The 19,332-nt window shown below is 57.4% G+C and carries 17 protein-coding genes and 1 tRNA gene; 8 read left to right on the forward strand and 10 right to left on the reverse strand.

The annotated features are described in order from the left end of the window. Positions 1-33: 33 nt before the first annotated feature. Genes ACR0E2_RS10600 through ACR0E2_RS10610 form a run of 3 tightly spaced genes read right to left on the reverse strand, consistent with a single transcriptional unit; the run spans position 34 to position 4,231 of the window. Positions 34-1,785 carry a dynamin family protein gene (locus ACR0E2_RS10600; RefSeq protein WP_480446377.1) on the reverse strand — a complete coding sequence of 584 codons (1,752 nt, stop codon included), beginning with the start codon at positions 1,783-1,785 and terminating at the stop codon, positions 34-36. 8 nt (positions 1,786-1,793) lie between these two features. Beyond that, positions 1,794-3,806 carry a dynamin family protein gene (locus ACR0E2_RS10605; RefSeq protein WP_152460280.1) on the reverse strand — a complete coding sequence of 671 codons (2,013 nt, stop codon included), beginning with the start codon at positions 3,804-3,806 and terminating at the stop codon, positions 1,794-1,796. Positions 3,807-3,808: 2 nt separating this feature from the next. Next, entirely contained in the window at positions 3,809-4,231 is a 423-nt protein-coding gene (locus ACR0E2_RS10610; RefSeq protein WP_480446378.1) for a hypothetical protein, read from the reverse strand. 834 nt (positions 4,232-5,065) lie between these two features. Between ACR0E2_RS10610 and ACR0E2_RS10615 the strand changes: the two genes are divergently transcribed. Beyond that, positions 5,066-5,150, forward strand: a tRNA-Leu gene (locus ACR0E2_RS10615). 456 nt (positions 5,151-5,606) lie between these two features. Here ACR0E2_RS10615 and ACR0E2_RS10620 read toward each other — a convergent pair. The 3 genes from ACR0E2_RS10620 to ACR0E2_RS10630 form a co-directional block, all read right to left on the reverse strand. Continuing rightward, complete coding sequence (locus ACR0E2_RS10620) at positions 5,607-6,785, reverse strand: acyl-CoA dehydrogenase family protein (RefSeq protein ID WP_480446379.1); 1,179 nt, start codon at positions 6,783-6,785, stop codon at positions 5,607-5,609. A 194-nt stretch (positions 6,786-6,979) separates the two neighbouring features. After that, positions 6,980-7,999, reverse strand: a complete 1,020-nt coding sequence (locus tag ACR0E2_RS10625; RefSeq protein ID WP_480446380.1) for an AraC family transcriptional regulator — start codon at positions 7,997-7,999, stop codon at positions 6,980-6,982. Positions 8,000-8,015: 16 nt separating this feature from the next. Beyond that, entirely contained in the window at positions 8,016-8,372 is a 357-nt protein-coding gene (locus ACR0E2_RS10630; RefSeq protein ID WP_480446381.1) for a hypothetical protein, read from the reverse strand. A gap of 24 nt (positions 8,373-8,396) precedes the next feature. On the opposite strand from ACR0E2_RS10630, the gene ACR0E2_RS10635 reads away from it, so the two are divergent. The 6 genes from ACR0E2_RS10635 to ACR0E2_RS10660 are packed head-to-tail and all read left to right on the forward strand — an operon-like array spanning position 8,397 to position 14,579. Next, on the forward strand, positions 8,397-9,710 hold the full coding sequence (locus ACR0E2_RS10635; RefSeq protein ID WP_480446382.1) for an amidohydrolase family protein: 1,314 nt from the start codon (positions 8,397-8,399) through the stop codon (positions 9,708-9,710). Between the two features lie 27 nt (positions 9,711-9,737). Continuing rightward, positions 9,738-10,721: a BMP family protein gene (locus tag ACR0E2_RS10640; protein ID WP_480446383.1), complete on the forward strand. Its 984-nt coding sequence runs from the start codon at positions 9,738-9,740 to the stop codon at positions 10,719-10,721. 16 nt (positions 10,722-10,737) lie between these two features. Then, positions 10,738-11,091 (forward strand): amidase family protein, encoded by a 354-nt coding sequence (locus ACR0E2_RS10645; protein WP_480446384.1) that lies wholly within the window; start codon positions 10,738-10,740, stop codon positions 11,089-11,091. Beyond that, positions 11,088-12,608 (forward strand): ABC transporter ATP-binding protein, encoded by a 1,521-nt coding sequence (locus tag ACR0E2_RS10650; RefSeq protein ID WP_480446385.1) that lies wholly within the window; start codon positions 11,088-11,090, stop codon positions 12,606-12,608. Before ACR0E2_RS10645 ends, ACR0E2_RS10650 begins: the two co-directional genes overlap by 4 nt. Next, the gene (locus ACR0E2_RS10655) at positions 12,598-13,641 is read left to right on the forward strand and encodes an ABC transporter permease (protein WP_171205142.1); all 1,044 of its coding nucleotides are present in this window, start codon (positions 12,598-12,600) and stop codon (positions 13,639-13,641) included. Before ACR0E2_RS10650 ends, ACR0E2_RS10655 begins: the two co-directional genes overlap by 11 nt. Beyond that, the gene (locus tag ACR0E2_RS10660; RefSeq protein WP_480446386.1) at positions 13,638-14,579 is read left to right on the forward strand and encodes an ABC transporter permease; all 942 of its coding nucleotides are present in this window, start codon (positions 13,638-13,640) and stop codon (positions 14,577-14,579) included. The genes ACR0E2_RS10655 and ACR0E2_RS10660 overlap by 4 nt, the downstream gene beginning before the upstream one ends. Before the next feature lie 255 nt (positions 14,580-14,834). Here the strand turns inward: ACR0E2_RS10660 and ACR0E2_RS10665 are convergent, their stop codons facing one another. The 4 genes from ACR0E2_RS10665 to ACR0E2_RS10680 form a co-directional block, all read right to left on the reverse strand. Continuing rightward, positions 14,835-15,674: a hypothetical protein gene (locus ACR0E2_RS10665; RefSeq protein ID WP_480446387.1), complete on the reverse strand. Its 840-nt coding sequence runs from the start codon at positions 15,672-15,674 to the stop codon at positions 14,835-14,837. Positions 15,675-15,830: 156 nt separating this feature from the next. Continuing rightward, positions 15,831-16,721 (reverse strand): cation diffusion facilitator family transporter, encoded by an 891-nt coding sequence (locus ACR0E2_RS10670; protein ID WP_171228774.1) that lies wholly within the window; start codon positions 16,719-16,721, stop codon positions 15,831-15,833. Between the two features lie 164 nt (positions 16,722-16,885). Continuing rightward, the gene (locus ACR0E2_RS10675) at positions 16,886-17,794 is read right to left on the reverse strand and encodes a c-type cytochrome (RefSeq protein ID WP_480446388.1); all 909 of its coding nucleotides are present in this window, start codon (positions 17,792-17,794) and stop codon (positions 16,886-16,888) included. Between the two features lie 13 nt (positions 17,795-17,807). Continuing rightward, on the reverse strand, positions 17,808-18,275 hold the full coding sequence (locus tag ACR0E2_RS10680) for a c-type cytochrome (RefSeq protein ID WP_480446389.1): 468 nt from the start codon (positions 18,273-18,275) through the stop codon (positions 17,808-17,810). Between the two features lie 86 nt (positions 18,276-18,361). Here ACR0E2_RS10680 and ACR0E2_RS10685 point away from each other — a divergent pair, with 86 nt between their 5' ends. Next, positions 18,362-19,207, forward strand: a complete 846-nt coding sequence (locus tag ACR0E2_RS10685; protein ID WP_480446390.1) for a LysR family transcriptional regulator — start codon at positions 18,362-18,364, stop codon at positions 19,205-19,207. The last annotated feature ends 125 nt before the right edge of the window (positions 19,208-19,332 follow it).

A 19,332-nucleotide genomic window follows, 5' to 3' on the forward strand; every position in this document is an offset into this window, starting at 1 on the left:
TATGAGTTTCTCACTAGCTCGATTCGGATACCCTTACAACACATGCCATTCAGCGCCGCTATTTTCTTTGGCTTTCGGAATGGATCGAAGTGCCTCTCTGGTCTGCTTTTCGTTGTGCTCAATGGCGATCTGATCGAACTCGGCCAGAAAAGCCTTGAATACGTTCTTCAACCCTTCGGCATCCTGCGGCAGGTCTTCATTTCTTGAAACTTCCTGCCACATATCCGACGCGCTGAGAGGCGATCCGACCGCAACTTCGGGCAGGCCACCCAGCGTGGCAACGTTTCTTTCAACTGCGTCAACCTGTTCGGTGGTGGCCGCTTCGATCAAACCGCTGGTTTCGGGTTCCGGCTCATACTCATCCGCAGTGTTGCCGTTTTGCGCGGCCATCAATGCCGTAATCGAGGAAACAGAAACTTCTATGCCGCGATCTTCAGCCAAATCGGCCTGCTCGGATTCCTCTTCTTCGCCATCCGGCACGATCGGGTTCTCTTGCATCGAAGTGTTCAGCGAGGCAAGCACATCATCGGAATTGTCAACAGCCGCAAGAGGCGCGGGGCTGATTTCAGCATCATCCAGAGCGCCCGTGTCGTCATCCAATGCGTCCTCCAGATCGGCGTCAACGGACAGCTCGAATTCGTCTTCGTCATCCTCAAGGCCCGCGACATTCGTCAATTCCAGCGGGTCGTTCGAGGTGTCCTTGAAAAAGGAACGCAGATCATCGCTTGTGTCGGGTTCAACGGGCAGCGGAACCGGCTCTGCCGTCATCTCTGCGCGCAGCCGTTCAGCCTCTTCCGCATCGATCCGAACCCGCTCGGCCTCATCCGAGCGCCGCTCGACCCGGGCAGGTCGTACCGGGAAGCTGGTTACAACTGTTTCGCCTACAGCGTTCGATTGCCCGGCGTCCTCCAGCGGGTTAACCAACCTCAAGGGTGTGGCTTCGTCTTTGGCCGTCGGCTCGTTTGATGAACGGGCAGGGCGCAAAGGTTTGACTTTGGGTGCGTCGGCCTGGCTCTTGTCGATCTGGTAGCGAGCCAGCTGATCGGCACGGTTGTCCATAATCTGTTCTGTGATCTCCAGGAAACTGTCGATCATCTTGCCTCCGCCGCTGCGCGACCACATCTCGGCATCGCCTGTCTTGTCCCGGGCCGTGATCGCGTCGCGGGCGGAAAACAGAATGGACCGATTGAACAGGTGACCCGCCTCGCGGTTCACGCGGCGCAGTACTTTTTGACGGTCTTTGAGGCTCAGGGCATCTGCCCGCGTCACCAAAAGCAAAGAGTTGTGTTGCAACCTCTCGGGTAGGGAAACCCATGTCGCGCGTTCGGTTTCGCGCCAGGCTTGTGTCGCGTGGGTACACCACAAAACGCCGTTTGCCTGACCCACCGCGCGTTGCCACACATCCGTCGAGATCTTGGGGTCCGAAATGCCGGGTGTGTCGATCAGGTCGACAGCCTCCAGAATATCGGCCTCAAGGAAGATGCGGATGAACTGTGCGTCATTGACGCCAACGGTTTCAAGCTGATCCAGCTCGATCAGTTCAGTGCTTCCGTCATGGCGTTTGATATAGGGCGCTTGATTGCCCCAGCTAAACCAGACCGGTGGCAACTGGGTTGCCGTCACCTGCGTCGGCAAGGTCTGCGTTCGCAGCAAAAAGTTCATCAACGTGGATTTACCGGCGCTGAACTCGCCCATCAGGGCGAAAACCGGTTTGCGACGGGACCACTGCTCGATGCGTTCCCATGCCTTCGGAGAAACAAAGCGTGTTTGTGTATCTTTTGCCATTTTTCTACTTATGCCGCTTCGTTGCTTAGATCTTTCAGTATGTCACCCAGAATCTCGTCCTTGGATTTCTGTGGCTGCAAGCCCGCCATCGCCGCCGCAGTCTGACCCGGGTTCTTGTCGGCAGAAGACGAGATGCTCAGCAGTGTTTCCTTCTGCTCACGCAGGAAATCCGTCAGGATCGCGCGGACGTTTTCCAGAACCGCCGCGATCTGGTTTTCCTCGATATCCTTGGTGATCGAATTTGCCTCGGACGCGATCAACCGCGTGTAATCCGCCGCATATGCCTCAAACCCCTTTCGGCGTTGCCACCAACGTCGCCACCAGGTGCTTTGCAAGTCCAGTGCGATCGTCCGGCCGATGCCGAGAGGCGGCGGAACACGGGGGACAATGGGCGCTTCGATGCTGAATTCGCCCAGATGGTTGCCGAGTATCTTGTGATAAAGCGCTTCGACGTCCGCAGCAGCGGTTGCGTACAACGCCCCGGCATCCTTTCGCATGGCGCGGGCGAAACTGAAATAGGCAGCCTTTTGCAGCGTCCGCAAGCCCGCGGGATCGTATTGCCACGTGCCTTGTTCGCCATTTTTTTCAAGATGCGCGATCAGAGAGTCCGTTGCGCGTTTGACGAAATTGTCCTCTGCTGACTTCAGACGCTCCAACACTTTGTCGCGCAGCGCATTTGTCAATTCGGCGGCTTTCTTTTCGTATTCGGCTGACACCGTGTTTATCGCCTCTTCGGGCGATACGCCGTCAAGATCCCGTGCAACGCCTTCGCCTTCGGACAGATTCTTGGCAACCGCAGTCGCGCGGATCTGACTGGCAATGTTACGCGCCCGATGGCGGACGCGGTCCATCAGGCGCGCTCCGGCACCGTCTGCAATGCGCTCATTCATGGCCAGCAGCAGATCGGGCAGACCGGACAGCGCCCAGATTTTGTCGAGCGAGGCCGCCTGATCACCGAAACCGGCGGCCAGGTAGAACGTATTCAAGGCCTGGCGCGACTCTTCTGTCAGAATATCCGGGTTCCCGGTCAACGCCGCTTCGGCCCACAGTGCGCTGCCAAAAACGACGCTGGTATTTGTGTCGATATTGTTCTGTTTCAGCGTGTCCTGAATGCGGTCACGGATCTCTGGAACCTGGTTCACAGGATCGGACAGCTCGTCGATCCGGTTGACGAACAGGATGATCTGCCGGTTCTCGAACTGCGCGATAATGCGCATCAGGGCCATGTCCATTGTCGTCAGGGCCTGGCTTGCCGCCAACACCACAACGCAGACTTCGGATCCGCGCAGGCTGCGCAGAGTGATTTGTTCACGCACCATGAACGTATCGTTCACACCCGGCGTGTCGCACAGTTTCAGCGCGATGGGGTATTGCGGAATGTCCATATACAGCTCGGCTGATTTGGTAACATCAGCAAACCGGCCCGTTTTGGGATCAATATCGGGATCGTCTTCATCGCCCAGGCAGACATAACGCTGAATCAGTTCCTCATCGAAATGATCATACTGATGGCTTTGACCTAGGATCAGGTCGAAATGTTTGCCAAGACGTTCCTCTGACTTGGCCTTCATCTCACCGATCTGGCGGCGGATGTCTTCCATCTCGTCATCAGCGCCGGCGCGATTGGCCAATTCGCCAAGACGACCGCCACCGACCATCAGGTTGTCCCATTCTTCCTGCTCGAAAAACGTGAACTTGGCCTTTGTATCACCGGGTGGGCGCGTGTTGATGTTCAAGGTCGTAACCACCGACGTCCACGGGTTGACGTCTGACGGAAGCAGGCCGGGGTGCCCGGCAAGAATATTGACGATCGAGGATTTTCCGGCCTTGACCTGGCCCACCATCGTGACGCTGGCGGTAAAGTTCTCCATCCGGGTCTTGAGCGTCGCCAGCCGTGCCGAGGAGCGCGCATCAGCCACCTCAGTCAGTTGATCAATCTGAGCCGTCAGTGAAGCCATGGTTGCCGTCATCGGTGCCAGTGCTTCGTTGCCCACAGACAAAAGGTGATCGTTGCGCGCCATGCTTAACCTCCGGTTCCCGTTGCAGCAATTTCGGGTGCGTGCGCGACACGCCCCGCCGGAACGCTTGTCAGAGTGTCGATCCGCGCGATCAGGTCCAATGCGTTGCCCAGTATTTCGGCCTCGGCCCGAGGTGAAATGGTCTCGTACGATTTGGAATCGGCCAGAACTTCGATCGAGCTGAAGCGGTCGCCGTTCTCGAGGCAAGCAACGCGGCGCCCGGTTGGGAAACCTTCGGATTTTGCAGCTGGCAGCGGCATGCGTGCGTTCGCAAGCAGGTAATGTTCACCGGAATGCGTTCGAAGGGAAATACCAAAGCCTGTGGTCGGGTGGTCGCGATTCAGAGTCTTGAGCTCACCAAGGAAACTCTCACGAGCGAAGAAGACAGCTTCTTGCTCGGCGGCAGCGGAGGGATTCAAATCGGTCACAGCAGAAAGCCTTGTATTGGAGTTGAGCAAAAAAAACTCGTACAGGCGCCAAAGTGGCAAAAAGACTCATTAACTCCTGATAAACAACAAGTACCTTCAAGGCGGTGTTATTTTGGCGCGAATAAGATTTTTTAGCGGTTGAATTGTGGCGGCAATGTGGTCGATTTCTCATAAGAATGCCTCAACCGATGCGAGTATTTCGATGCGGCAGATCAGACCGAGAAACGTCCGGCAAGCTTGTATGTATGCATAGTCGGCGCAGTCAATTGGGGCAGAGGTGACGTCTTTTCCGGTGCATTCGAGTGATTGGAGGGTCGAAAACCTGTTGGCTTCATACTTTTGAATAAAAACACATATTTATGTTTCGTTGCTTTTCTGAAAACACCGGATTTGTAGGATGAAGCTATGTGCCTTGGCAGATCCAGCAGCACAGTCTGGAACAGTTTTCCGGGTCAGACTGCATCAACTCTGGCCCGTTGTGGCTTGATTCTCCACCAAGTCTGGCGGCACAAGTTCCGACCTGTAGTTCTGGCGTCTATTCAACGTTAGCGCGTTTTTGAACGACCCGATTATGCCGGGCGCCAACCTGTCACCCAAAAGCCGAAATGCAGCATCCTATAGCTGCCTGAAAACCGGTTGCAGGTGGCGTTTCAGACGTTTCTGGTTTTGCGGCCGTTGCGTTGCTTGCTGTATCAACCAGGCCGAAAACAGGTTGCCGTTTTCAACCGTGCTGCCCGGCAAGTCACAAACTTTGCGTTCCTCGAATTTTCCCTCTCGCACTCCGATGCAAGCTTTGTTATTGACCGCTTCATTCCAGCGCAAACGCGCTTGGTTGCGGGTGTGGCGAAATTGGTAGACGCACCAGATTTAGGTTCTGGCGCCGCAAGGCGTGGGGGTTCAAGTCCCTCCACCCGCACCAAATGAATTTACCATAATCATCATTATACGTACTATGAGTGCGCCCGTCTTCAGAGATTGTGGGCACCTTCAAGCCCTTCGTTTCCCAAACATACCGGTGGACCCAATTGACTGGGGTACTGCAATGCCCAATGGAGCATATCTGCTTTGGCAGATCCCGGGTTCGTCAGACTGCAATGTTCCGCAATCGCGATTGGCTTGTTTTGGGGGTTGATTGAGTGGTCGGGATTATTGATGTTCTCGACCCCCGTGCCCCTGCCCTTTGCTGGTCACCGTCCCAAATGTCAGTGCCGTCAGAAAGCAAAGCTTCATACGCTTTGCGCGACCTTGTTCATGGCGAGTTAGCACCACGGTCAACCATTCAGGCAACCGGCCGCAATAATGCGGCCGGCCTTTTGATCTTGCTGATGTCCGCGCAGAATCTCAAATTGGCGCCGATCGAACCGGTGCGGGACATTCAGCCGGTCTCGCCAAAACCTTTCGGTACCGGCAGATCAGGCAGAGTTGCCGCACGTTTTTGCAAGGCCCGCCCGATGACCATACGGCTGATTTCCGTCGTCCCGTCCACGATCCGCAGCATTTGCGCAAGGCGGGACAAGCGATCCAGGCCGTAGGGTTGCAACAACCCCGCACCTCCCAGAACCTGCGTACAGGTGTTTGTAGCTTTCACGGCGGCATCAGGCACAAACCTTTTCGCATGGGCAGCCATCAATGGACCTTCGGGCGTGCCAAGGGCTTCTGCTGCCTTTCGGTAGAGAAGCTTTGAGGCTTCAAGGTCGGTTGCAACCTCGCCCAGCATCCACTGGATCCCGTCCAGATCAAGGTTCCTGCCGCCAAACATCTTGCGGTTCTTGGAATAGGACAACGCCGTATCCAGCGCGGATTGCATCAATCCACAACATCCCGAGGCAATCGAAACACGGGCAATGTCGATGGCCATGAGCGCGCCCTGTAAACCCTGACCAATGGGCAGGATGATGTTGGTTTCATCGACCACGACCTTGTCCATGTACATTTCGGCCAAGGGCAGGAAGTTGTAGGACGGGGTATCATAAAGCGGCCCAAAACTGAGGCCCGGTGCACCGGCGGGAATGGCGATCATCGCCATGTCCTTGTGGCCGGGTGCGTCGCTGGTCTTGACCACGGTGAAATAGATATCCGCCTCGGTCGCCAGGCTGACCCATGCCTTCGCGCCGTTGATCGTCCATGTGCCGTCGTCATTGACCACGGCGCGTGAATACATGTTTGTTGCGTCCGATCCGGATTGTGGTTCGGTCAGTGCAAAGTTCGCCAGCTTGCGTCCAGATGTCAGGTCCCGCGCCCACTTTTCCTTGAAGGCATCCGTGCCATAGCCGCAGCCCGCGAAGGTACAGATGTTGTGCATCGACAGCGCAAAAGCATATGCGCCATCGCCCTGTCCCAGTTGTTCATAAACCTGTATGCCTTCTGCCAGCGGCAAGGCCTGCCCGCCAAACTCTTCGGGGGCGTAGAGCCCCGTCAGACCAGCGGACCCGGCCTTGTCCGAAGCATCGCGCGGCCACTTCTTAGCGGCGTTCCAGGCATCCAAATTGGGCAGGATCACCTGCTCGGCGTGGCCGCGTGCGGCTTGGAGTATGGTGGCGAGTTTGTCTGACATTGGCGGATCCTTTCACGACGGTCATTCTCAGATGGCGCCACAACCGGGAAGCCATGGATGAGCGGGATGATGAGTTTTGGAGGGCAAAACTTCCGATAAGAAGTTTTATCTACAACAAGATCTAGCGAGCCTGCCCGCTGGGGACCATCTCGTGCAATGACAGATCATTGTCCAAAAGTGACAAATCGGGCACCCTACATTTGCACCCTGCGGTATGAGCTTGGCGTGCTTCCCGTCCAACGCTGAAAGGCCCGGTGGAAATTGGCCGCCGACGAAAAACCGACATCATGTGCGATGGCTTCAACGCTTTTGCGCCCCGCCTGAAGATCACGGATAGCGATGTCACGCCGCAGGGCATCCTTGATGGCCTGAAACGATGTACCATCCGCATGCAGCCTGCGGATCAGGGTGCGGGGGGTCATGTGCATTGCGGATGCCGTCTGGGTCAGGGTTGCCGCGTCCCATCCCGATTGGACCAGATAGGTGCGCACCCGCAGCGATTGAGTGTGCTCTCGTGAACTGGTGAAGATCCAGTCTCGGGGCGCGTTTTGCAAAAATCTGTCAAGGTCATTTGTGCTGCGCGCCTGCATCGGACCCAGCGCATTCGGATCGAACGAAATCGCTGTGGCACCTTGGCCGAACCGCAGCGGTGCCGGAAAGATGACCGCGTAATCCTGATCAAAGTCGGGGCGCTCAAACACGAAATCGACAGCCTTGACCGGAACTTCGTGCCCCGCCAGCCAAGACATGAGCCCGTGGGCAAGTTTGAGTATCAGCATGTGCCCGAACCGCTGAACCTGGGCCGCGCCCCGTGGCTTCAGGGTAAGCACCAACATGTTGTCGGCGTCATCCAGATCAAACCGATAGTCATCCAGCAACAAGTTCCAGAAGGTCGAAAAGCGATAAAGTGCCGATGAAAGAGACGTAGCTTCCCGGACTGTCGTCAAAAGATGTTGCAGGGCTCTCGGCCGGATCGGGCGGCTCCAAAGCCCCATCATCTCATCACCGGTCTCAACTGCGGCAAGTTGATAGAGACATACGATTTGATCCAACGTGACGCGACCATGTGGGTGACGCGTATCCGCGACCAAACCAGACCGGGCGAGAAGCGACGTCATCTGAGCCTCGGGGCATAGCGTACGCAATGCCGCCAGCCAGTCATCGATAAACTGGCTGGAAACCGTGGAAAGGATCGTTGGTGCGACATTGGTCATGACGTGCAAGGAGGTATCACCAATTCCGGTCGAGATGAAACACGGCACTTTCAGATGGCGGATTATCAATGCCTTCACCAAAAAACGCTTTGGTTGAGCTTATTTCAGTGGGCTGGCGCCCCTGTTCGCCGCACCGGTCATCGAATATCGCTGTGCGTCGGCGGGCCAGAGCTTTTGTTTGCGTCAGCAAGCAATCTTGCGGCTGAAATGGGCGCTCTTTTGGCTCGGGCCGCCAGTGCCCCAAATCCCGGGCTGTAGACGGCCAAAATTTAATCAGTCGGGCTTTGATAATGAGCAGCTGAGAGGCTGAAACAGGCACCAGTTCCAGAACACCGTAAAAATAAATAGCAATTTTTTTGAATACTTTTACCATGTGGTCAAATTAGGGGGCGGATGAATGTTTGACATCATCATCAGAAAGGCCAGCTTGCCGGATGGCCGCGAACCGTTGGATATTGCGATCAAGGGCGACCGTGTTGCGGAAATTGCCGCTGACATCATGGGTGAGGCGCGCGAAGAAATCGATGCAACGGGCCGCCTGGTTTCACCTCCGTTCGTCGACCCGCACTTCCATATGGACGCCACGCTGAGCCTCGGGTCGCCACGTATGAATGTTTCGGGCACGCTTTTGGAGGGCATCGCGCTTTGGGGAGAACTGAAGCCCCTTCTGACGCCCGAAGCGGTGATCGAGCGGGCCATGCGATATTGCGATCTGGCCGTGTCGCAGGGATTGCTGGCCATCCGTTCGCATGTGGATGTTTCGTCAACTCCGTTGGTGGGTGTCGAAGCTTTGCTGGAAGTGCGCAAGCAGGTTGCCCCCTATATTGACCTGCAATTGGTGGCATTCCCGCAAGATGGACTGTATCGCGCGGAAAATGCAGAGAAAAATCTGATCCGGGCGCTCGATATGGGGGTCGATGTGGTGGGCGGCATCCCGCATTTTGAACGCACGATGTCGGAAGGCGCCCGATCGGTCACCAGGCTGGCCGAAATTGCCGCGGATCGCGGCCTGATGCTGGACCTGCACTGTGATGAAAGCGACGATCCGATGTCGCGCCATGTGGAAACCCTCGCCTATGAAACCACGCGCCTCGGGCTCGGGGGTCGTGTGACTGCAAGCCACGTCACCGCGATGCATTCATACGACAACTACTATGCCTCGAAGCTTGTTCCGCTGATCGCGGAAAGCGGCATGAACGTCGTACCGAACCCGCTTATCAATATCACGCTGCAAGGCCGCTCGGACACTTATCCGCGCCGCCGTGGCCTGACACGCGTACCAGAATTGCGTGCAGCAGGTGTGAACGTTTCCTTCGGGCAGGATTGCACCATGGATCCATGGTATTCTCTTGGCTCTGCCGACATGTTGGAAGTGGCCCATATGGGCGTGCATGCGGTGCCGATGACATCCCGCGAGGCGATGGAATGGGCTTTCACATCCGTTACCCAGAACGGTGCCAAGACCATGGGTCTGCCCGACCCGACAATTCGCAAAGGCGGCCCAGCCAACATGGTTGTGCTGCAAGCGCGTGACCCGATTGAAGCTGTTCGCATGAAAGCCACACGTCTTGCCGTCATCAAACACGGCAAGGTGCTGGCGCGCACCGAACCAAGACTGGCCGCGCTTTCCTTGCCCGGCCGCCCCTCGACCCTGGATCCCGCGGATTACGCGCCCAGGCCCAATATTCAGGAAGACCAAGAACAAGAATAGTTGCCACCAACAGAAGAGGATACTCCGATGAAACTCACCACAACACGTCGTCAACTGATGGTCGGCGCTGCGGCCACGCTGGCCCTGCCGGCTTATGTCCGCCGCGCCAATGCACAATCTGCGATCCGCGTCGCTGGCGTGCATATGTCTCCGGTCGAAAACGCATGGAACAGCCGGATCCATGTGGCGATGCAGGAAGCCGCCGAGGCTGGTCTGATCGAATATGAGTTTTCCGAGGGTGTGGCCCCGACCGACTATCCCCGTGCGATGCGCGAATATGCCGAAGGCGGTGCGCAAATCATTTGGGGCGAGTCCTACGCGGTGGAACGCGAAGCACGCGAAGTGGCGGGTGACTACCCCGATACCGCGTTTCTGATGGGGTCTTCCGGCGGACCGGAGGGCGACAATTTCGGTGTTTTCGGCACCCGCAACCACGAGGCGGCCTATCTGGCCGGAATGCTTGCCGGCCGAATGTCGGAAAGCAATGTCTATGGTTCGGTCGGCGGTTATCCGATCCCCGAGGTGAACCTGCTGATCAATGCTTTCCGGATGGGCGTCAGTGAAGTGAACCCTGACGCCACTTTCCTTAACGGTTTCATCGGAGCATGGTTTGATCCGGCTCGCGCGCAGGAAGCCGCGATTGCCCAGATCGACGCGGGCGCGGACATCCTGTTTGGTGAACGCATAGGCACCGCAGATGCCGCTCAGGCGCGCGGCGTGAAGGCCATCGGTTCACTGATAGATTATACGCCGCGCTATCCCGGCACGGTCTTTGCCAACGCGATATGGAACTATGGGCCAACCATCGAAGCCATCGTGGCGGATGTTAAGGCCGGCAATCCAACCGGACGCAACTATACCGAATATTCCTTCATGGCCCATGGCGGCAATGAGCTGATCTATGTCGCCGACGAGGTGCCTGCCGACGCCATCCCTGCGATGAAGGCCAAACAGGCCGCGATCCAATCCGGCGAATGGGACGTTCCGATCGACGAAAGCGAGCCCTCCTGATCCCGGCGGCTTTGACGTGACCGATGCCACGGCTCTTGCTGCTGCCGTTTCTGCGGGGCAGATCACTGCCACCGATGCGATGGAAGCAAGCCTTTCCGCCTGCCACGCGCAGGCGGATCTGGGCGCCGTGGTGTTTCTGGACGAAGACATGGCGCGGCTGGAGGCCTTTGCCCCGAACGCGGCACTTGCCAATGTTGCAGGCTTGCCGGCTTTGGCATTGCCTTTTGGCATGGCAAATGGCCTGCCAATCGGTGTGCAACTGATGGGACCACCCGGCTCGGATGATGCGCTGCTGAAACTTGGTGCTCTGATCGAGGCGCGTGCGCCCGAACTTACCTTTCCGTCTCCAATCGCAGGCCTGCCCACATGAACAAGGTTCTGGAACTTCACGGCATAACAAAGCGTTTTGGAACGCTAACCGCCAATGATGATGTGACACTGTCATTGGCCCAGGGTGAAATCCTTGCATTGTTGGGTGAAAATGGCGCAGGCAAAACGACGCTGATGAACATCCTTTTCGGCCATTACGCGGCAGACGAAGGCTCTGTCAGGGTGTTTGGCAAAGCGTTGCCTCCGGGTCTGCCCCGCGCAGCGATCGAGGTGGGTGTGGGCATGGTACACCAGCACTTTACGCTTGCGGGCAACCTCACGGTTCTTGAAAACGTCATGCTGGGTTCAGAACCCCTGACACGCGCACGGTCCGCACGTGGCGAGGCGCGCGCAAAGTTGTTGCAGATCGCGGATCGGTTTGGTCTGCCCGTGAACCCCGACGACAGGATCAAGTCCCTTTCCGTGGGTGAACGTCAACGCGTCGAAATTCTGAAAGCGCTGTACCGAGACGCGCGCATACTGATCCTGGATGAACCCACGGCCGTTCTGGCCCGGCCCGAGGCAATGCGCCTGTTCGAGACGCTGCGCGACATGACGAAAGAGGGCCTGTCGCTTATCTTCATCAGTCACAAACTGCATGAGGTCATGGCGGCCTCTGACCGTGTGGCCGTTCTTCGTGGCGGTAGGTTGGTCGCGGAACGCAGGACTTCGGAAACCACCCCCGGAGAGTTGGCGGAACTGATGGTTGGCCGCAAAGTGGAACGACCCGTTCGTCAAGACCACGAGATTGGCGCGCCGGTTCTGGTCGCAAACGATGTGCGCGTGAAAGAAGACGGTGAATTGCGGCTGGATGACGTATCATTCACCGTCCATGCAGGCGAGATCCTTGGTATCGTTGGCGTATCAGGCAATGGTCAGGCCTCGCTTGGCGGGCTGTTGTCTGGACTGATCCACCCTAACGCCGGGCAGTTGACACTGCTGAACAAGGATATCGGCCATTTGGGCCCGCGTGGCATGATCCAGGCTGGCGCCGGCAGGGTACCGGAAGACCGCCATGCAGAAGGTGTCGTGGGTGAATTGAGCCTGTGGGAAAATGCAGCTCTTGAACGTCTGCGCACACCGGAGTTTTCGCGCCGAGGCTTTGTCCGACAACGCGCCGCCCGAGAATACACCGCAGGGCTTATCGAACGGTTTGATATCCGAGGGGCCAGTCCCGACACGCGCACACGGCTGCTGTCTGGCGGCAACATGCAAAAATTGATCCTGGGGCGGGTCCTGACCAACGGACCGCGTTTCGTGCTCGCCAACCAGCCGACGCGGGGCCTTGATGAAGGGGCAATTGCCGCAGTTCATGCCGAGCTTCTGGCCGCACGGGCCGAGGGTGCTGCGATCCTGCTTATTTCAGAAGAACTTGAAGAAGCCGTAGCTCTTTCAGACCGAATACAGGCGATCGTTAAGGGTCGATTGTCGAAACCGATATCCGCTGATGATGCTGACCCGCAACGCCTTGGCCTGATGATGGCAGGCGTCTGGAAGGAAGATTATGATGCGGCTTGAACGACGCACATATGTACCGCTGTACCTTGTGGTCATTGCGCCGCTGGCCGCGATCTTTACCGCGTTGTTATTGGCTGCGGGTTTAATCGCAGCGGCAGGTGTGAACCCATTGACTGCCTATGGTGAAATGCTGACCGGCGCCCTTGGGTCACGCCTTTCGATCACCGAGATGCTGACCCGCGCCACGCCGCTGATATTTACCGGGCTTGCCGCGGCCGTCGCCTTTCGGGCCCGTCTTTGGAACATCGGCGGCGAGGGGCAGTTCTTTGTCGGCGCACTGATTACCGCCTGGATCGGGCATTCTCTCGGGGTTCCCGGGTGGATCGGTATACCGATTTTGATGCTGGCGGGCATGGCGGCGGGTGCGGCCCTGTTGGCGGGCCCCGCTTATTTGCGCCTGCGTTTCGGGGTGGATGAGGTGGTGACGACCCTGCTGCTCAACTTCATTGTGATCCTTTTCGTCGGCCTCATGATCGAGGGTCCGATGCGCGATCCGATGGCCTTTGGTTGGCCTTCCTCAGTGCCCGTGGGCGGAGAGTACCGCCTGCCGGATCTTATTCCCCGCACGCGCCTTCATATCGGGTTGCTTTTTGCCATCGCGGCAGCAGGTGTTGTTTGGCTGATCCTGGCCCGCACGGTTTTTGGGGCTGAAACACGCGCCGCAGGCTTGAACGCCGGTGCCGCCGCCTTTGCCGGAATTTCCCTTCCCAAAACGATCATGGGTGTGGCCCTGCTTTCAGGCGCTTTGGCAGGTCTGGCAGGTTCCGTCGAAGTCATGGGCGTCACAGCCGGGGTCACCACGACCATGAGCCCCGGATTCGGATATGCCGGCATCGTCGTCGCAATGCTGGCCGCATTGCATCCGGCGGGCGTGGTCGCCGCCGCGGTTTTCGTCGCCACCGTCTTTGTCGGGGCCGACGCCATGAGCCGCGCAACCGGCGTTCCCAGCTTCATTGCCGACGTGATCGTGGCGCTCTGCCTGCTCACCATGATCGTGGCCCTTCTTTTCACAACGTACCGGGTGCGCCGATGAGTGATGCAATTGATCTGCTGCTGAACACCAGCCTCTGGGCGTCCGTGCTGCGTATCGCAACGCCGCTTATTTTCGGAGTCCTCGGCGCGTTGCTGTGTGAACGTTCGGGGGTTCTCAATCTGGGGATCGAGGGGATCATGACCATGGGCGCGATGAGCGGTTGGCTTGCCGTCTACATGGGCGCGCCTTTGCTGGTTGGCCTGATGATCGCGGCACTTTGCGGCGCGATGTTGGGATTGCTGCACGCCATACTAACGGTCCCGCTTGGATTGTCGCAACATGTCTCGGGGCTTGGCATCACGCTGTTTGCATCCGCGCTGGCCTACTACCTTTACCGGTTGCTTGTCGAAGTGGGCGATCTGCCCCCGACGATAGAACCTTTTCAGCCACTCGATGTTCCGGGTGTTTCCGATATCCCCATTCTGGGTCCGATCCTGTTTTCCCAGGCTCTGCCGACCTACCTCGCGCTGTTTGCGGTGGCTGTGATGGCTTACGTTCTTGCCCGGACACCGCTGGGGCTGGCCATTCGCATGACTGGTGAAAACCCGCACGCGGTTGAGGCGCAGGGGCTGAACCCCATTCGCATTCGCATTGGTGCAGTGGTTGTCGGATCGGCGTTGATGGCAGTGGGTGGTGCATTCCTGACGACAACGGCGTTCAACAGTTTTTTCCCGGGCATGGTTCAAGGACGCGGCTGGATCTGCATCGCGCTGGTTGTGTTCGCAAGTTGGCGACCGGGCAAGGCGTTGATCGGTGCCGTGCTGTTTGCATTTTTCGATGCATACCAGCTGCGGCTGCAAACGTCGATCGAAGGCGTGCCATATCAACTCTTCCTGATGGCGCCCTATGTGCTTTCCATCGTCGCGCTCGTTCTCGTCGCCCGCAGGGCCGAGGTGCCTGCCGCGCTGATGGCACCCTATCGGCGCGGTGAACGTTAGGATCAGGGTTCACAACCAGTGGATGACTGGTCGTTGCAAGCGAGAAAGGGGCAGGACTTACATGACACATCGCTCATGCCGGTTTGCGGAGTTGGTGCCCGTCCCTTTCATGTTGGGGGGACTTTGAGCCAACACCTTGGGCAAGAAGCCATTGATCCCAATGCAGTACGCCAATAACCGCTGGCAATGACGTAAATGAAAGGCGGCCTCTGACGATGAGAAGCCGCCCTTTGTCTTTCGTTCTGACGCAGTTGCCTAGTTGCCTGCCGACTGCAATCTCCGACGGTCAGCGGCGGTTGCATTTCTCTCAACGACAGTCCGGTTGTATGGGTCTTTCAACTCATACCGGCCAAATTCGATCTCTTCTTTCCAGCCATTGGCATAGTTTACTTCGATGTTGTTGCCCTGGCGTTCGATTTTTGTGGGTCGACTTCCAGCAGTGCCGCCTTGCCCTGAAGAGCGCACGTTGTCGATGGAGATACCATTAGCCAATGACCGGAGCCTTGAGACATCGGCGCCTGTCGCCAGCCGTTCTTCCACAGTGCGGTTCTGAGCATTCTTTCTTTCATACCGACCGTTTTCGATTTCTTCCTTGGTTCCATCGGCATAGCGCACTTCGATGCCGTTGGCGTTGGTCTCAACCTTCGTTATGCCGGCAGAGCGTGATGATCCGCCGCCTGACCGGGATTGATCCTTTTTGCCGCTGCCTCGATTTGAACGCTTCGAGTCATCATCGTCGTCATCGTCATCGTCGTCGCGACCACCTTTGCCGGATCCGGAATTGTCGTCCCGATCATCGTCACGGTCATCATCCCTGTCGTCGTCCCTATCATCGTCCCTGTCGTCGTCGCGATCACCACCGCGACCACTGTTGCCCGACCCCGAATTGTCGTCCCGTTCGCCGCCACGATCATCCCCCCGGTCGTCATCGCCACCATCTCCATCTTTTCCGCTGCCGCTTTTGGCAAAGGCATAGGCTGGTTCAAGGTGCAGGCGACCTTCCGTGTCAAACTTCGGCACGTAAGGCGTCGCGGCAATCAACGAAGCCAGTGCTGCTGTGCTGAGAAGCTGGCCCAGTTTTCCTTGAAGTTTCATTTTTTCGCCTCCAGTTCTGTTCGACCCAACTCATGGTGTCGGTGACAGATTATCCGGGGCTTTGCGTCCCGACATCGGGCTTAGGTCTGATGAATTGCAGGCCGAACGTCCTATCCATGACCACGACTTGCGTCGTATTCGATTGTACCGATTGGTTTAAGAAACCTGGCTGGGTTTTGCTCCGTTGCCCTTCAACTCATCATCGGGTTCGAGATGAATGAAAAAGACGGAACCCGGATAAAGACGTTCCAATGCGTGTTCGATTTCATTGCAGATGTCATGGGCTGCGCTGACCGACATTGCGCCGTCCACAACGAGGTGAAACTCGACGAAGATGACATTCGCGGATCTGCGCCCCTTGAGGTCGTGATATTCCAGCGCAGCACCTAGGTTGCTTTCAATGGTGCTGGAAACTACCTGCAAGTCATGGTCAGAAAGGCTTACATCCATCAGCCCGTCAACGGACGCACGAATGACTTTCCAACCTTCCCACAGGATGTTCAGCGCGACCAGTATCGCTAGGATCGGGTCAAGGATCAGCCAGCCTGTGACAAGTGCAAGTATGAGCCCCGCGATGACACCCGCTGACGTCATGACATCTGTAAATATGTGCCGCGAGCTTGCCTCCAATGCAGGTGAACCTTCGCGCCTGCCGATTTTGAGCAACAAGTAGGCCCATGCGCCATTCACACCCGTTGCAATGACATTGACGGCGATTCCAAGAAAAGGCGCATCCTCAAGATGTGGGGTGGGAAGGGCCAGCCCGGCCTCTCTGATGATCAAGAACGCCGCCAACACAATCAATACGCCCTCGACGACGGCGGAAAGATACTCGGCTTTCTTGTGACCAAAGGGGTGGTTTTCATCAGGGGGCTTGTTTGCAACCCGAACCGCGAAATAAGCCAGCAGGGCCGCTGCGACGTTGACGGTGGATTCCATCGCGTCCGACAACAACGCCACCGAACCTGTCAGCCACCAGGCCAGCAGCTTCAGGGCCAGTACCGCCAGGGATATCGGAATGGACCAAAGCGCGATCTTTTGTGTCATTTGGCCACGACCCTCAAACAATCTTGAACGGACACCCGGGCGATTGCTGCGCTCCGGTGCCCAGAACGTAAAACAGGAGTTTGGCGAAAAGGGAATAGGCCTTGCGGCTTCGTGCTGACGGCTGGCAAGGACATCTGGCATCCGATACATGGCGCCAAAGAGGGTTACTCTGACGGCGAGCCTGTCGGTGACGCGGGCACGGCCTTGAGATAGGCCGCAATCGCCAGACGGTCGTCATCCGTAAGGCGGGATGTGTTTTCGATGACTTCAACCATCTCGCCACCCGCGCTGTCATAATCCGGCGTGAAGCCGGATTTCAGATATTCGGCAATATCAGCCTCGGACCAATCCAGTTGTGCAGAGGTCAGCCCGGGGATGCGTCCCTTTCCGCTGGGGTTTGGCGCACCTGTCAGCCAGAGATCGCGTTTCAGCCCCCCTAGCGCGTTGCGCGGCGTGTGGCATTCTGCGCAATGTCCCAACGCCTCTACCAGGTATCGGCCTTGAATTTGCTGGTCAGTCAGATCACCTTGCACAACCCAGCCCGGTTTCAGATACAACAGCTTCCACCCGCCCAGCCCGCGTCGAATATTGAAAGGAAAGCCAACCTCGTGCGCTGCGCTTTGGGTTGGAACCGCGGGCAGAGTGCCGAGGAAAGCATGCAGCGAAACCACGTCCTCGGCTGACATGTTGGCGTAGGACGTATAGGGAAATGCGGGGAAATAATGCTGTCCTTCGGGCCCGGTCCCGTGAAGCAGAGCATTGGCCAGATCCAATGCGGACCACGATCCGATGCCGGCAACCGGATCACTGGATATGTTCGGGGCTATGAACGTGCCGAAATCCGACGCAAACCGACGACCGCCAGCGAGCACCAGCTTTTCCCCGCCCGTTGCGTTCGGTGCAGAATGGCAGGACGCGCATCCAGCCGCGTAAAACACCGCCTCACCTCGACTGAGATCAGGGACGACTCCGTTCAGTTGTGTCTGGTCAACTGTTTTCGGACGGGTCAGCACCAAACCGACCAACCCGACCAGTACAGCAATACCTGCGGCGAAAATGAACAAACGCCGCATGGCCAGCGCTCCTTTAGTCTTTCGGCGCCCTGTAAGCTTTGTGACAGGCCGAGCACGATCCGCCCAGATCACCCATCGCCGCCTTCAGGGCATCGACATTCTGGCCTGCCGCCGCCTGCATCGCAACCGCGGCTTCGGCCATGGCCTGACCTTTTGCGCTTACATCCGGGAAGTTTTCCCAGATGGCTGGCAAGGCTCGGGTGGACGGGTCGGACGCATTGTCGGATCCGGCAGGCCACATCGCAGATTGATCGATCTGCGCCAGAACAACCAGGTTGTTTGCGGCCCGTGTTGCTGCTTCGGCATCATATTCAACCTCTCCCTTGGCCATGCCGCCCAATGTGCCAAGATTGAAGGCATAGAGTTGCATGATTGAGGTCCGAGCCTTCACCGCAGGATTTTCGCTTTCATGGGCGATGGCTGATCCAATGATGGCTATCGACAACAAACCTGCCGCAACGGCCGGGATTTTCTTGATCATTGTGCGTCTCCCTGTTCAATGCGTCTAATACTAGCCTGAACAAATTTTCTTGTAATTGTTTGTTATTCGTCGTTCCTTGTTAATTTATGCACAATCAAAACTGGGATGATCTGCGATACGCGCTGGCCGTAAGGAAACACGGATCACTGAATGCGGCGGCCGGGGCGCTGGGTGTCACTCATGCAACGGTGCTGCGCAGAGTAGCCGCGCTTGAAGAGCGATTTGGATGCGTGATCTTTCAAAAACACCCGTCAGGGTACACCGCCCTGCCTGAGGCCAGAGCCATTCTTTCGGCGATGGAAAGCGTTGAAGAGGCCGTACTTTCCGTAGAGCGGGCGATAGTGGGGGCAAACCGGTCCCCTGCGGGCCAGGTCCGCATTGCGTCCACGGACAGCCTTTGCCAGCTTGTATTGCCCCAAATACTGACCGAGATATCGCGGCTCTACCCCGACCTGGAACTGACTTTGTTAAGCGGCAACAGCCATCATGATCTGTCGAGGCTGACCGCAGACATCGCCGTGCGACCCTCGATCAAACTTGAGGAAGGGCTTGTCAGCGAACGTGCGGGAACGTTGTCATTCGGCGTTTTTGACGACGGTTCCCCAAACCGAAAATGGATGAGGCTTGATGGGGCGTTGAGCCGCTCGCTTCCCGCCAGATGGCTGGCCGAGCATGTCAGCGCCGATGAGATGACCAATGGAGCAGATAGTTTCCTTGTGCTTCAGCAGATGGCGGCCTCCGGGGTCGGCAAAGCGTTTCTGCCTTCGTTTATCGGGAACGCGGATCCTCGGCTTCATCGGTCGTCAGAAATTGATCCCGGAATAGATGTTCCGCTCTGGGTGGCGACTCTGGACGAGATAGCGCGCACTCCGAGATTTGCCATCGTGCAAAGAGCTTTGGTTGAACGCCTGTCCATTGCTCTGCCGGGGTGACAAATCAAAAAAACTTGCCCGTAGGTGTGGCTCCTCCGAGAACGGCTTTGGGCCGATGCGCTGATTGCCTGGACGGAATTTTGAACGAACTCCGTGCACCTCCTGCAAGGCCACGCGTGCTTTCT

It is taken from the genome of Ruegeria sp. A4 (assembly GCF_056543025.1).

Bases quoted from the DNA above. Each gene is read 5' to 3' on its own strand.
- ACR0E2_RS10650 (WP_480446385.1), top strand. From the start codon at position 11,088: ATGAACAAGGTTCTGGAACTTCACGGCATAACAAAGCGTTTTGGAACG.
- ACR0E2_RS10680 (WP_480446389.1), bottom strand. From the start codon at position 18,275: ATGATCAAGAAAATCCCGGCCGTTGCGGCAGGTTTGTTGTCGATAGCC.
- ACR0E2_RS10665 (WP_480446387.1), bottom strand. From the start codon at position 15,674: ATGAAACTTCAAGGAAAACTGGGCCAGCTTCTCAGCACAGCAGCACTG.
- ACR0E2_RS10600 (WP_480446377.1), bottom strand. From the start codon at position 1,785: ATGGCAAAAGATACACAAACACGCTTTGTTTCTCCGAAGGCATGGGAA.
- ACR0E2_RS10675 (WP_480446388.1), bottom strand. From the start codon at position 17,794: ATGCGGCGTTTGTTCATTTTCGCCGCAGGTATTGCTGTACTGGTCGGG.
- ACR0E2_RS10655 (WP_171205142.1), top strand. From the start codon at position 12,598: ATGCGGCTTGAACGACGCACATATGTACCGCTGTACCTTGTGGTCATT.
- ACR0E2_RS10625 (WP_480446380.1), bottom strand. From the start codon at position 7,999: ATGACCAATGTCGCACCAACGATCCTTTCCACGGTTTCCAGCCAGTTT.
- ACR0E2_RS10605 (WP_152460280.1), bottom strand. From the start codon at position 3,806: ATGGCGCGCAACGATCACCTTTTGTCTGTGGGCAACGAAGCACTGGCA.
- ACR0E2_RS10635 (WP_480446382.1), top strand. From the start codon at position 8,397: ATGTTTGACATCATCATCAGAAAGGCCAGCTTGCCGGATGGCCGCGAA.
- ACR0E2_RS10670 (WP_171228774.1), bottom strand. From the start codon at position 16,721: ATGACACAAAAGATCGCGCTTTGGTCCATTCCGATATCCCTGGCGGTA.
- ACR0E2_RS10620 (WP_480446379.1), bottom strand. From the start codon at position 6,785: ATGTCAGACAAACTCGCCACCATACTCCAAGCCGCACGCGGCCACGCC.
- ACR0E2_RS10660 (WP_480446386.1), top strand. From the start codon at position 13,638: ATGAGTGATGCAATTGATCTGCTGCTGAACACCAGCCTCTGGGCGTCC.
- ACR0E2_RS10685 (WP_480446390.1), top strand. From the start codon at position 18,362: ATGCACAATCAAAACTGGGATGATCTGCGATACGCGCTGGCCGTAAGG.
- ACR0E2_RS10640 (WP_480446383.1), top strand. From the start codon at position 9,738: ATGAAACTCACCACAACACGTCGTCAACTGATGGTCGGCGCTGCGGCC.
- ACR0E2_RS10630 (WP_480446381.1), bottom strand. From the start codon at position 8,372: ATGGTAAAAGTATTCAAAAAAATTGCTATTTATTTTTACGGTGTTCTG.